This is a genomic window from Corynebacterium sp. HMSC27B11 (assembly GCF_001815985.1).
GTDB lineage: Bacteria > Actinomycetota > Actinomycetes > Mycobacteriales > Mycobacteriaceae > Corynebacterium.
This window is the reverse complement of sequence record NZ_KV823534.1, coordinates 1-12,288: the sequence shown is the minus strand read 5'-3', so window position 1 is coordinate 12,288 and position 12,288 is coordinate 1. Positions and strand designations below refer to the sequence as shown.

Sequence of the window (12,288 nt, the reverse complement as noted above, 5' to 3'; positions counted from 1 at the left end):
CCCCGCAGATGATCGCGGCGATCCACAGCACGCTGCTGGTCGCCAGCTCGATCCGCGGGAAGTGGGCATAGAAGCCGAGCGCGGTCACCCAGGCGAAGGCGGCGGCGATCACTGCTGCAGCCACCAGCGCCATGGGCGCGACCTGCTTCATCTTCTTCATGTTTTTCAGTCTACCCAGGGCTCGTCGCGGTTCCTGGGCTCGTTGTTTTCGCTTTTTAGGACGTCAACCCCAGCCTCCCCGGGCGTGGCCGGACCGGTCAGCAGTGCCCCGAGCTGGGTGATGCCCGCGGTCTCTTCTTCGGGTAGCTGGGCCAGCCACTCACCGACCGTGGCGGTTGCGGCCGGGCCTGCCGGGGAGCCGGGCACGCGCGGCAGCGGGTCCTCCGGGGCGATCTCTGCCCAGGGCACGAGCACGAAGCCCCGGGCGGTGGTGTACGGGTGCGGCAGGATGAGTTCCTCGCCCCAGCGCCCGGCGGAGATCACCGGTTCGCCGGTGGCGGCGTCGTAGGCGGCCAGCAGGTCGAGGTCCACGGTGCGCGGCCCCCAGTGCTGGAGGCGCACCCGGCCGCCCTCGTTCTCGATGTTCTGGCAGGCGTGGAGCAGGTCAAGGGGCTCTAGTTCGGTGGCCACGAGGATCACCGCGTTGCGGAATTCGTCCTGGGTGACCACGCCCCACGGCGGGGTGGCGTAGACCTGGGAGGCTGCCAGCAGCTGGGTGCCGGGCAGATCGAGCACGGCGCTGGCGGCCGCGCGGATCATGGCTTCCGGGCTGCCCTGGTCGCCGGGCATATTACTGCCCAGCCCAATGGCCACCCGCCAGCCGGCGCTGTTGCTCGCCACGGTGTTACCTGCCTCGTTGCTGCTTGAGGTTGCGGCGGGCGACGACCCGCACGTCGCTGAAGTGGTGCGGGATCGGGGCCTGTGGTTTGTGCACGGTGACCTCCGCGGCGTGTGCCCCGCCGAGGGCGATGATCCGGTCGGCGATGGTGGCGGCGAGCGTTTCGATCAGGTCGAAGCGCTCCTGCTCCACCACGGCGACGGCGATGTCCGCCAGGTCCACGTAGGAGATCGTGTCGGAGAGGTCGTCCGAGGCCGCGGAGGTGGCGAAGTCCGTCCAGACGACGATGTCCACCTCGAAGTTCTGGCCCTCGTCCTTCTCGAAGTCGTGGACCCCGTGGTAGCCAAAGGCCTTCAGGCCCATAAGTTCGATGCGATCAGCCACGGCGCGCTCGCCACCCTTCTGCCACCGCCGGGCCGTCGCCCAAGCGGGAGTAATAAGCCACGTCCACCGCTGCCCGGGAAGGGGCCACGTTGTGCACCCGCACCGCCCAGGAGCCCGCCTGGGCCGCCAGCGCGGAGACCGCCGCGGTGGCGTCGTCCGCCGTCTCCGGGGAGCCCGGGAGGCCGTCGCTGGCAGGGCGCAGGGCGGTGAGGAAACGCTTGCGGCTGGCGCCGATCAGCACGGGGAAACCCAGCTCGTTGAGCTGTCCCATCGCCCCCAGGAGCTGCCAGTTATCCGCCGGGGACTTCGCAAACCCGATGCCGGGATCCAGGATGATGTTCTCCTCTTTCACCCCCGCGGCCAGGGCGGCGTCCACCCGGCGCAACAGCCATTCGCGGACGGCGGTGACCACATCCACGCCAGTACCCGCGCTCTGATCCGCGTAGCCTTCCGCGCCTTCGAAGCGGTCGGTCAGCCAGTGCATGAGGCAGATCGGCAGGCCGGTCTCGGCGGCGACGGGGAGCATGTCCTTGTCCGCGAGGCCACCGGAGACGTCGTTGAGGATGTCCACCCCGGCCTCCGCAGCGGCGAGTGCGGTGGCGGCGCGCATGGTGTCCACGCTCGTGGTGATACCCAGCGCGGAGAGCTCCGCGATCACGGGGGTCACGCGCCCACGTTCGACTTCCGGGTCAACGCGCTGGGCGCCGGGTCGGGTGGATTCGCCGCCGACGTCGATAATGTCCGCGCCCGCGTCAACCATCTGCTGGGCATGGCGCACGGCGGTGGCGGTGTCCGGGTTGGAGCCCCCGTCGGAGAAGGAGTCTTCCGTGACGTTGAGGCTCCCCATCACCTTGGTGCGCGGCGGGGTGGCCGACTGGTTCTGCTGGGTGCTCTTCTCCGGCGTGGTCGGCTGGTCAGGCTGAGTAGACTGTGCAGGCTGCATCATCAAGTCTTTCTAGGGTTGGTTCCCGCAGGGTTCGCTGTTGGTGCGCTTGGCCCGGGCGCTAGTGCTGGGGTTCTAGTTCCCGCGGATCAGCGCCATGGCCTCGGCGCGGGTGGCGGCGTTGTTCTGGAAGCCGCCGCGCACGGCGGAGGTCACGGTGTTCGCGCCCGGCTTGCGCACCCCACGCATCGCCATGCACAGGTGCTCGGCCTCGATAACGACGATCACCGCGGAGGCGTCCAGCCGTTCCATCAGCGCGTCGGCGATGGAGGTGGTCAGGCGCTCCTGGACCTGCGGGCGGCGGGCGAAGCCCTCCACCAGGCGGGCCAGCTTGGACAGCCCGGTGACCTTCCCGGAACGCCCCGGGATGTAGCCGATGTGGGCGTGGCCGAAGAAGGGCACGAGGTGGTGCTCGCAGGTGGAGTAGAACGGGATGTCCTTGACCAGCACGAGCTCCCGGTGGTCCTCGTTGAAGGTGGTGTTGAGCACCTCGGTGGGGTCGGTGCCGAGGCCGGAGAAGACCTCCTCGTAGGCGCGCGCCACACGGGCCGGGGTATCGGCCAGCCCTTCGCGGTCGGGGTCCTCCCCCACGGCGATGAGCAGCTCGCGAACGGCGGCTTCGGCGCGCTCGCGGTCGAAGTGCCTCGTCGACTCAGACGTGGTCGAATCAGCCATGTCGGTGTTCGCCGCCTTCCTTAGTTCTTCTCTTCGTCGGTGGGGTTGTTCCCCTCCGGGCCGGAGTGATGACGTCCACCCGGCTCGCCCCGGTCAGTTCCGTCGCCGTAGGCGCTGGTCCCTGGGTGCTGAGCGGGGTCGCGGCGGGCGTGGCGCCCGCCCGTGTAGGGCTCGGGCGTTGGGTTGCCCGACGCTGGGTTATTTGGCGCTGGGTTATCCGACGCTTGGTTGCCCGACGCTGGGGTGTTTTGCGTTGGGTTGCCGGACGCTGGGTTCTGCGGCGCCGAACGTTCTGGATCCTCCGCATCCGGGCCAGATACATGCGGTGCCGGCTCGCCGGCGGCCGGGGACTCCGAGACCCGCTCCCCTGCCTCGGTGACCGGACGGATCTGAGTGGTCGGGGCGTCGTCCGAGGTCCACGGGTTATCCGGGCGCTCGTGCTCCGGCAGCTCGAAACCGCGCTGCGGCTCCTGGCGTGCCTCCTGCTCGCGCTCCAGCTTCTTGACCTGCTCCTCCTGCTGCTGCTTGCGCTTTTCGATGCGCGCGCGGCGGGCAGCGGAGAAGTAGTCCTTGCGCTTCGGCGGCTCCTCGCCACGCTCCTTGGCCAGCTCGACCGGGGTCTTCACCGGCTCGCGGTAGTCCTTCGGGCGGTCCAGGTCCTGGCCCGGGAAGATCTCGGAGACCTCGCGCGGGGTGATGCCCTCGAAGATGGCCTCCAGGTCCGGGCGGCGCAGCGTCTCCTTTTCGAGCAGCTTCTCCGCCAGGGTGTCCAGGTACTCCCGGTGCTCGCGCAGGACCTCGTAGGCGATGTTCTGCGCCTTGTCCATGAGCATGCGGACGTCCTCGTCCACCAGCGCGGCAACCTTCTCGGAGGGGTGGAACTGGCCACCACCGCCGCGGCCAACGAACGGGTCGCCCTGCTCCTCGCCGAACTTCACGGCACCCACGCGCGGGCTCATGCCGTACTCGACGACCATGGCCTTGGCGATCTTCGTGGCCATCTCGATGTCCGCGCTCGCGCCGGTGGTCGGGTTGCCGAAGACCAGCTCCTCGGCGGCGCGGCCGCCCATCGCGAAGACGAGGCGAGCGAAGAGCTCGGAGCGGTTGTACATGCCCTTGTCGTCTTCCGCGGCGGTCATCGCGTGCCCGCCGGTGCGGCCGCGGGCCAGGATGGTGACCTTGTAGACCCGCTCGATGTCCTTCATGGCCCAGGCAGCCAGCGTGTGGCCGCCCTCGTGGTAGGCGGTGACCTTCTTCTCGTGTTCGGAGATGATCTTCGAGGTGCGGCGCGGGCCACCCACCACGCGGTCGGTGGCTTCTTCCAGGGCGTCGCCGGTGATGACGTTGCCGTCCACGCGCGCGGTCAGCAGCGCGGCCTCGTTGAGAACATTCTCCAGGTCCGCGCCGGACATGCCGGCGGTGCGCTTGGCCAGGGAGGCCAGGTCGACGTCCGGTGCCAGCGGCTTGCCCTCCGCGTGGACGCGCAGGATCTGCTCGCGGCCCACCAGGTCCGGGTTGGTGACCGGGATCTGGCGGTCGAAGCGGCCCGGGCGCAGGAGTGCTGGGTCGAGCACGTCCGGGCGGTTCGTCGCGGCCATGAGGATCACGCCCTCGCGGCCGTTGAAGCCATCCATCTCCACGAGCAGCTGGTTCAGGGTCTGCTCGCGCTCGTCGTGGCCACCGCCCATGCCGGCGCCACGCTGGCGGCCGACGGCGTCGATCTCGTCGACGAAGATGATGCAGGGCGCGTTTTCCTTGGCCTGCTTGAACAGGTCGCGCACGCGGGAGGCACCGACACCGACGAACATTTCCACGAAGTCGGAGCCGGAGATGCTGTAGAACGGCACCCCGGACTCACCGGCCACCGCGCGGGCCAGCAGCGTCTTACCTGTGCCGGGCGGGCCGTAGAGCAGCACGCCGCGCGGGATCTTCGCGCCGAGCTTCTCGTACTTCCCTGGGTTGGAGAGGAAGTCCCGGATCTCGTCGAGCTCCTCGACGGCCTCGTCCGCACCGGCGACGTCGTCGAAGCGGGTATCCGGGTTGTCCTTCTGCAGGTCCTTGGCGCGGGACTTGCCGAAGCCGAAGGGGCCCATGCCCCCGCCGCCCTGCATGCGGGTGAGCATGAAGAACAGCAGGCCGAAGATCAGCAGCATCGGCAGGAGCATCATCAGCAGCCCGCCGATGAAGGAGTCCTGCGAGACGTGAGTGTCGAACTTCTCGGCCTCGGAGCCCTTCACCGCGTCGAAGATCTGCTGGCTGGCCCGGGCCGGGTACTGGGTGGTGATCTGCTCGATCCCATCCTTGCCCTCGACCTCGATGGGCTTCTTCAGCTTCAGCTGGACCGTCTGTTCGCGGTCCTTGATCTCGGCTTCCTTGACGTTCTTGGCGTCGAGCTCCTTGATCGCGATGGAGGTATCGACCTTGTCGAAACCACGGTCGCTGTCCGTGAGCACGCCAAAAGCGTAAATAGCGATGAGGGCGGCGGCGACAATCCCCGCGATCCTCAGGACCTTGTTGTTGTCCATATTTCCCATCAGTTAGTTGTGCCCGCGCATTGTTTCGCCAGCGCTACTCGCGGACGTCCGGGCGCTGGCTGAAGGTTCGTGAACGCTCTATTCGTACACTTCCGGCTTCAGGGTGCCGACGAATGGCAGGTCGCGGTAGCGTTCGGCGAAGTCCAGGCCATAGCCCACCACGAACTCGTTCGGAATGTCGAATCCGACCTCAATGAGGTCCTCGATCTCGACCTTGACGGCCTCTGGCTTGCGGAAGAGTGTCACGACGGACAAGGAGCGCGGCTTGCGGTTGGTGAGGTTCTTCATCAGCCAGGACAGGGTCAGGCCGGAGTCGATGATGTCCTCGACGATCAGGACGTCGCGGCCCTCGATGTCGCGGTCCAGGTCCTTCATGATGCGGACGACGCCGGAGGAGCTGGTGGAGTTGCCGTAGGAGCTGACGGCCATGAACTCCAGCTGGTTCGGGATCTCCAGCTCGCGGGCGAAGTCGGTGATGAAGAAGACCGCACCCTTGAGCACGCAGACGAGGATGAGGTCCTCCGGGGCGTCGCGGTAGCGCTCGTCGATGGCGGCAGCGAGTTCGCGGATGCGGGAGTGGAGGGTGTCCTGGTCGATCAGGACTGCTTCCAGGTCGTCACCGTAGGGGTGGGCCGGGATGTCGGTGCTCTTCTTGGTCCAAGTCGAGTTCTGATCAGTCATGTGCTCGTCGATCCTTTGGGTGCTTGTGTGATTCTTCCGCCACGAGGCGCAGGACGCCGCCGCGCCGCGCCACCACCAGCCGGGTGCGGTGTTGCCCGGTGGGCGACACCTCCGCTGGTGGCGGGCTCGGCGGGTGGGCGTGGCCTCTGCCTAAAGCCTCATAACCGTTCATTGTATGCCACGGGACGGACACGCCGCCTTGCCCGGCCCAATCCGTGACGAGGGCGTCGATGCGGCTCAAGTGGGAGTAGGTCAACGGCCCGGTTTTTCCCGCGAGCCAATGGCGGATCACGCGGCGCCGGAGGGCGTCGGACAGCTCGGCGAGTGGGGCGCAGGCCAGCTCGGCGGTGGCGTGCGGACGATCCCCGGCGTGCTCACGGTTGTCGGCTTGCTCGTGACCCTCGGCGTGCCCGTGGCTGCCGGCTTCGGCGATAAGCCGGGTGTATTCCGCGTGGGCGGCGGCCTCCAGGTAGTCGGAATCCTCGCGCAGCAGCCGGGCGGTGCGGGTGAGGGAGTCGGCCACGCCGGGGCCGAGGATCTCCTCCAGCAGGGGCAGCAGCTCCTGGCGGACCCGCGATCGGCGAAAGCGGGGGCTGGCATTGTGCGGGTCAGACCAAAAGCTCAGCCCGGCGCGGTGGCACGTGGCCTCGGTGTCCTCTCGCGTGCTGTCCAGCAAGGGGCGGCCGAGCCACCCGGCCCCCGCAGCAATGGCCGGGTGCTCGTTGCCGGCCTGTTGCTCGCCATTATCCGAGCGCTGGTGGGTGGCCGTCGTGATGGGGCGCAGCCCGGCCAGCGCACCCGTCCCGGAGCCGCGGGCGAGGCCCAGCAGCACCCCTTCCGCATCATCGGAGGCGGTGTGCGCCACCAACAGTGGCCGCCCCGCAGCCGCGGCCCCGAGCGCGCGGTAGCGGGCCTCGCGGGCGGCGGCCTCATCTGCACCCGGCCCGCCGGGGACATCGATGGTGAGGACCTGGGCCGGGATGCCGATCTCCTCACAGTTCTGCGCCGCGGTGGCGGCGACCTCGGCGGAACCTTCCTGCAGCTGGTGATCCACCACCAAGGCGCGGAAGCTCGCCCCCGGCAGGTCTTTCTTGGCGATCCCGGCGGCGGTATAGGCCAGCGCAAGCGAGTCCGCGCCCCCGGAAACCCCCAGGTAGACCGGCCCCTCGGCCAACTGCGCGGCGTGCTCCGGATGCGTTGTGCGCAGCCCAGCGAGCCAGGCGCGGAAGTCCGCTGCGGTGCTCACGGTGTTCCTCCTCCCCAGGGCCTGGCCCCAGTCACCCTGCGTGGCCGTTGCCGAGAAAACTAGAGCCGATACACGGCGGCGGCCAGCCGGTCGAGGGCTTCGCGCCCGTCGCCGACGTCGGCGGGAGTATTGGACAGGAAAGCGAAACTCAACGGGCGGCCGGACTTGGTGACCACCGTGCCGGCCAGGGCATTGACCCCGTCGAGGAAGCCGGTTTTCGCGCGCACCCACCCGGCTGCGTCCTCGGCCCCGCTGCCCGCCAGGTAACGGTTGCGCAGCGTGCCCTCCGCACCGGCGACCGGCAGGTCCTGCTGCAGGGCGTGCAGCTTCTTGCTGCCCAGCGCGGAGTTCAGGTTGTGGGCGCTCAGGCGGTTGTCCTCGCTCATGCCGGAGGTGTCGTGCAGCACCGCACCTTCGGTGTCCACGCCGTTGTCCTTCAGCACCTTGAGCACGCCCTCGGTCGCGCCCTTGAAGGTGCCCGGCAGGTCCTGGCTGATCGCCACCTCACGGCCGACGGCCTCTGCGAGCATGTTGTCCGAGTGCAGCATCATGTCCCGCAGTCGGGTACTCAGTGGCGCGGAGAGCACCTGCCCCAACGCTTCCTCAGCGGAAGGGTGGGCCGGACCCACGGGATCATCGGAAACCTCGAGCTTCAGTTTCTTGGACTTGAGCTTCTCCCCCAGCCCCATGTCCTCGGCGAGCGCCTGGGCCACGTCCCGGGCTGGGGTGTTGCTGCGGGCGGAGTAATTTTCCGTGGGGATGATGCGGCCGGCGTCGATCATCACGGAGTCCAGGAAGGTCACGTTGCCCATCCCGATCTCCACCAGGTCCCAACTCTTGTGGAAGGTGGACTTCTCCCGCATGGAGTTATCCACCGTGATCTTGGTGATCTTCTTCAGCTCCTCCGGCGGCAACGCTCGGCGAACCTGATCCGCCAGATCGCTGATGGCCGGGGCATCCGTAAAGAAGCCGGAGCCAGGCTTGCGGGCGAGGGTGATATCCCCCTCGCCCACGAGGATCAACTCGCCCGGGCCGCCCTTGACCACGGAGGTCGCCAGCCGGTCTTGCGGGCCCTTCGCCAGCAGGGCCGCGGCGGTGGTGTACACCTTCGTCGAGGAGGCCGGCACCAGGTGCTTGCCCTCATTGTTGGCGTAGATCACCTCACCGGTTTCCAGGTCAGTGATCTCCGCGGAAAGGCGCCCCAGCTGCCGGTCCTTCGCCGCCTTCTTCACCTCGGTCAAGTCCACCGGGGTGGCAGGCGGGCTGGCCTCCACCATCACTGGTTCGTCAGGACGGGGAAGCGCTGCGGGGGCGACGTCGTAATGGGGACGCTGGGAAAGAACCACCGCGCCAGCGATGATGGCGGCGGCGACCGCGAGGAACGCCACCACCGCGAGGAGCCAGCGGCGGAAAGAGGACTTCTTCTCAGCTTCCAAAATCTAAATCCTGACAATGTGTGGGCGGCAGGGGCGGTGGTTAGTAGGTTCCACCTTATCCTGCGACTAGGATGGGGCCTGCATGTACGTCAGGCGCCACGAGGCGCTGTAAACAGACACCGATTTTAAGGATGGCGCGAGTTATGGCTCAGAGCATCGAAGTCACCATCGAGATCCCGAAGGGTTCCCGCAACAAGTACGAGATCGACGAGGAGACCGGCAAGGTTCACCTGGACCGCTACCTCTTCACCCCGATGGCGTACCCGGCTGACTACGGCTTCATCGACAACACCCTCGGCGAGGACGGCGACCCGCTGGACGCGCTGGTCATCCTGCCGGAGCCGCTGTTCCCAGGCGTGGTTGTCAAGGCCCGCCCGGTTGGTGTGTTCAAGATGACCGACGAGGCCGGTGGCGACGACAAGCTGCTCTGCGTGCTCGACGACCCGCGCTTCGACCAGTACCAGGACGTGGACGACATCTCCCAGTTCACGAAGGACGAGATCGAGCACTTCTTCGTGCACTACAAGGACCTCGAGCCGGGCAAGGAGGCCCGCGGCGAGGGCTGGGGCACCGCTGCTGACGCGGAGAAGATCCTGGCCGACGCCATCGAGCGCGCCAAGAAGTAGAAGGCTTTAGGCCCTCAGTGACGGCTTAGCCTTTGAGGCTTTAGCGCCCGCTCCCCTGCCGTGGGGCGGGCGCTTTTGCATGCGCAGGGTGGATCGCGCGACAGGAGGGGTACGGCCTGCCCCACCGCCGTGGGGCAGGCGGCGTGGTGGCTAGTAGCATGGCGGGCATGAGTGACTTTGAATCCATGAGAGCAGAAGACGTCCCGGAGGGCGTCCAGTTGGTGGACGTCCGCGAGGCCAATGAGTTCGCGGAGTGGCACGCCAAGGGCGCGGAGAACCTCCCGCTGTCCGAGCTGCAGCTGCGCTACGGCGAGCTGGATCTGGACCAGGACCTGTACATCATTTGCCTGTCCGGCGGTCGGTCGGCGAAGGCCTGCCAGTGGCTGGAGCTCAACGGCATCGACGCGATCAACGTGTCCAATGGCTCCATCGGCTGGCGCGATGCGGGCCGCACGATCATCGTCAACGGCGAGGAGACCACGAACCCGGCCTAAGCGCTGGCGCTGGGTGCGCACCCTCTCTACTCCCGCTGCGGGTGGTTTTCAGCCACCGGTGGCGGGAGTTTCTTTATCAAGAATTCACTTTAGATTTTCCCCCAAAAGCATTTACCCGAGCCGGCTGCCCCGCTAACGTCGAAAGAACAAGGCCCTGATCGACAGAGCTAAAGGTTGCATTCCCATGAAGAAACATGCATTCATCATTGTCCTTGCGGTAGTGGCCGTCGTCGCCTTCATCTACCTCCTCGTCGCACCACCAGCTGAGTTCTCAGCACTGGAGGGCAGTACCCAGCTCATCATCCTGATCGCCCTGTTCATGGTCGCGGAGTTCCCGATCACCATCCTGCTGATCGAAAAGTTCGTGCGGGGCAACCGCGAAGAAGCTGCGAAACAACAGCGCACCCCGAGCTCGGATCACCTCCCCCGCCCGACTCTCTAAGGCCCAGCCTTCGCGCGGGCAGCACGCCCCGGGCGGGACCCGCGCATCCGTGCGCCTCTCACTCTCCTCGCGCGCTCCGCCCCGTACGGGTGGCACGCCCGGGCCCCGCACGGTTTTGCAGAGTTTAAGGTCGCAAAACACCTGAAAACCGACCACAAACTCTGCAAAAGGCGCAATGAGGCCCTACCTTCACTACACTCTGAGCACCCGCACCTCCCTAACCACCGCCCTTCGTTGTCCCCACCCCGTCATGGAAGAACCCGTGGCGGGGTTTTTCACGTGTCCGATCCGCGACTTAAGTTCTAGTGGTCGTTGCAACACTGATCTGAAGGGTTGGTGTTGGTGATGACGGTGTCACGGTGGGATCCACCGGTTGAGGAGATCACTCGGTTCCACCAGTTGGTGGTGGGTGATGGTTTGTCGGTGCGTGCGGCTGGGCTGGATCTGGGATGGTCGTTAGCTACGGCGTATCGGATTGCGCATCGTGATGGGTTACCACTGCGGAATAAGACGTTGTCGTCACAGGTGGTTGACGAGATTGTTGCGTTGTTTGCCCAGAATGTCGCGCCAATGGATATTGTGCGGCGGTTGGGTGTGAATCCTTCGTCGGTATACCGGGTGGGGATATCGATTGGTGCGCGGCCCCGTCCTGCTCCTGAGGGTCGGCGGGCTGTGGCTACGGCGCGGCGAGTGGAGTATTTGGAGCTTCGGGCCTGTGGGTTGGATCGTCGTTCTGCTGCAGCTGCGTGTGGGATGGGGTTACGTGGTGCGCTTGATGTTGATAAGGGGGTGATTAAAACACGTGGTCGGCGTGTGCCGTTTGTGCCCGATGGTCAGGCAGTTTATCGCTATAAACGGCTTATGCAGGTTCTTGCGTATGTTGATGGCCGGGTCAGTGTTCCGGTGGAGGTGCTGCCGCAGGCTGCGGTGGAGAAGGTGATTGACCGGCGGTACTTGTCGTTGGTGGAGCGGGAGCGCATCGCGGATCGGGTGAATCGGAATTTATCGGTTCGGGCGATTGCGCGTGAGCTTGGGCGTGATCCGGGGACGATTTCGCGCGAGATTAGTCGCAATAGTGGTGATGATGGCATTTATCGCCCGTTTGAGGCGCACCGGAAGTCAACGCTTCGGAGGTTTCGGCCGAAGGTGTCGAAGATTGCGGCGAATCCTCGGTTGAAACAGCAGGTGTGGCAGTGGTTGCGGATGGAGTTTTCCCCCGAGCAGGTGGCTGGCCGGTTGCGCAGGGAATTCCCTGGCGATGAGACTATGCATGTGAGTCATGAAACGATCTATCAAGAGCTGTACTGCCAGGCCAGAGGCGAGTTGAAGAAGGTGGTGGCCCATGCCCTTCGTACGGGGCGGACGCGGCGTAAACCGCGTGGTCAGCGTGTTGCGAGGAGTCGGTTTGTTGATCCGATGATCATGATTGCTGATCGTCCTGCTGTTGTTGAGGATCGGGCTGTGCCGGGGCATTGGGAGGGTGATCTGATTATCGGTGCAGGTGGAAGGTCTGCGATTGGGACGTTGGTGGAGCGGACGACGCGGTATGTGATGTTGCTGCATTTGCCGGATGGGCATGGTGCGGTGGCGGTGCGTGATGCGCTGGTGGAGGCGATTATGACGTTGCCGCAGCATCTTCGGGGGTCGTTGACCTGGGATCAGGGTTCAGAGATGGCTGGTCATAGGTCGTTTAGCATTGCGACGGATTGTCCGGTGTATTTCTGTGATCCGGGGTCGCCGTGGCAGCGGGGGACGAATGAGAACACTAATGGGTTGTTGCGTCAGTATTTTCCGAAAGGTGCGGATTTGAGTGTTTATGGGCGGGAGGAGTTGGAGCTTGTTGCTCATCGGTTGAATTGTCGGCCGCGTAAGATGTTGGGTTTTGCTACTCCTGCGGAGCGGATGGCGGAGCTGTTAGATTTAGCTGAAAGCTAGGAAATGTTGCAACGACCCCTAGAATCGAGAGTGTCCGATTGTTTGTGTGCGGGG

At 66.0% G+C, this 12,288-nt stretch carries 12 protein-coding genes; 4 read left to right on the top strand and 8 right to left on the bottom strand.

Annotation, left to right across the window (positions count from 1 at the left end):
* Positions 1-165: 165 nt before the first annotated feature.
* The 8 genes from folK to dacB all read right to left on the bottom strand — a co-directional run bounded on the left by folK (position 166) and on the right by dacB (position 8,737).
* On the bottom strand, positions 166-840 hold the full coding sequence (gene folK / locus HMPREF3097_RS00360) for a 2-amino-4-hydroxy-6-hydroxymethyldihydropteridine diphosphokinase (protein WP_246821135.1): 675 nt from the start codon (positions 838-840) through the stop codon (positions 166-168).
* Positions 841-844: 4 nt separating this feature from the next.
* A complete protein-coding gene (folB, locus tag HMPREF3097_RS00355; protein ID WP_070760023.1) occupies positions 845-1,222 on the bottom strand; it encodes a dihydroneopterin aldolase in 378 nt (125 codons plus the stop codon).
* On the bottom strand, positions 1,215-2,069 hold the full coding sequence (folP, locus tag HMPREF3097_RS00350) for a dihydropteroate synthase (RefSeq protein WP_210398496.1): 855 nt from the start codon (positions 2,067-2,069) through the stop codon (positions 1,215-1,217). The genes folB and folP overlap by 8 nt, the downstream gene beginning before the upstream one ends.
* Positions 2,070-2,240: 171 nt before the next feature.
* On the bottom strand, positions 2,241-2,840 hold the full coding sequence (gene folE / locus HMPREF3097_RS00345) for a GTP cyclohydrolase I FolE (RefSeq protein WP_070760019.1): 600 nt from the start codon (positions 2,838-2,840) through the stop codon (positions 2,241-2,243).
* A 20-nt stretch (positions 2,841-2,860) separates the two neighbouring features.
* On the bottom strand, positions 2,861-5,365 hold the full coding sequence (gene ftsH, locus HMPREF3097_RS00340; protein WP_246818146.1) for an ATP-dependent zinc metalloprotease FtsH: 2,505 nt from the start codon (positions 5,363-5,365) through the stop codon (positions 2,861-2,863).
* 87 nt (positions 5,366-5,452) lie between these two features.
* Entirely contained in the window at positions 5,453-6,055 is a 603-nt protein-coding gene (gene hpt / locus HMPREF3097_RS00335) for a hypoxanthine phosphoribosyltransferase (protein ID WP_012360938.1), read from the bottom strand.
* Complete coding sequence (gene tilS, locus HMPREF3097_RS00330; RefSeq protein WP_210398492.1) at positions 6,048-7,301, bottom strand: tRNA lysidine(34) synthetase TilS; 1,254 nt, start codon at positions 7,299-7,301, stop codon at positions 6,048-6,050. Before tilS ends, hpt begins: the two co-directional genes overlap by 8 nt.
* 59 nt (positions 7,302-7,360) lie before the next feature.
* A complete protein-coding gene (gene dacB / locus HMPREF3097_RS00325; protein WP_070760017.1) occupies positions 7,361-8,737 on the bottom strand; it encodes a D-alanyl-D-alanine carboxypeptidase/D-alanyl-D-alanine endopeptidase in 1,377 nt (458 codons plus the stop codon).
* 143 nt (positions 8,738-8,880) lie between these two features.
* On the opposite strand from dacB, the gene HMPREF3097_RS00320 reads away from it, so the two are divergent.
* The 4 genes from HMPREF3097_RS00320 (at position 8,881) to HMPREF3097_RS09725 (ending at position 12,234) form a co-directional block, all read left to right on the top strand.
* Positions 8,881-9,363, top strand: coding sequence for an inorganic diphosphatase (locus HMPREF3097_RS00320; RefSeq protein WP_012360941.1), 483 nt, complete (start codon positions 8,881-8,883; stop codon positions 9,361-9,363).
* Positions 9,364-9,530: 167 nt separating this feature from the next.
* Complete coding sequence (locus HMPREF3097_RS00315) at positions 9,531-9,857, top strand: rhodanese-like domain-containing protein (protein WP_070759758.1); 327 nt, start codon at positions 9,531-9,533, stop codon at positions 9,855-9,857.
* Positions 9,858-10,041: 184 nt separating this feature from the next.
* Entirely contained in the window at positions 10,042-10,299 is a 258-nt protein-coding gene (locus HMPREF3097_RS00310; RefSeq protein WP_070760015.1) for a hypothetical protein, read from the top strand.
* 720 nt (positions 10,300-11,019) lie between these two features.
* Complete coding sequence (locus HMPREF3097_RS09725; protein ID WP_210398495.1) at positions 11,020-12,234, top strand: IS30 family transposase; 1,215 nt, start codon at positions 11,020-11,022, stop codon at positions 12,232-12,234.
* The last annotated feature ends 54 nt before the right edge of the window (positions 12,235-12,288 follow it).

What these genes read in the sequence shown, in the direction of transcription:
- folP (WP_210398496.1), bottom strand. Translation starts at nt 2,069, where the DNA reads ATGGGGAGCCTCAACGTCACGGAAGACTCCTTCTCCGACGGGGGCTCC.
- folE (WP_070760019.1), bottom strand. Translation starts at nt 2,840, where the DNA reads ATGGCTGATTCGACCACGTCTGAGTCGACGAGGCACTTCGACCGCGAG.
- ftsH (WP_246818146.1), bottom strand. Translation starts at nt 5,365, where the DNA reads ATGGACAACAACAAGGTCCTGAGGATCGCGGGGATTGTCGCCGCCGCC.
- hpt (WP_012360938.1), bottom strand. Translation starts at nt 6,055, where the DNA reads ATGACTGATCAGAACTCGACTTGGACCAAGAAGAGCACCGACATCCCG.
- HMPREF3097_RS00320 (WP_012360941.1), top strand. Translation starts at nt 8,881, where the DNA reads ATGGCTCAGAGCATCGAAGTCACCATCGAGATCCCGAAGGGTTCCCGC.
- HMPREF3097_RS00315 (WP_070759758.1), top strand. Translation starts at nt 9,531, where the DNA reads ATGAGTGACTTTGAATCCATGAGAGCAGAAGACGTCCCGGAGGGCGTC.
- HMPREF3097_RS00310 (WP_070760015.1), top strand. Translation starts at nt 10,042, where the DNA reads ATGAAGAAACATGCATTCATCATTGTCCTTGCGGTAGTGGCCGTCGTC.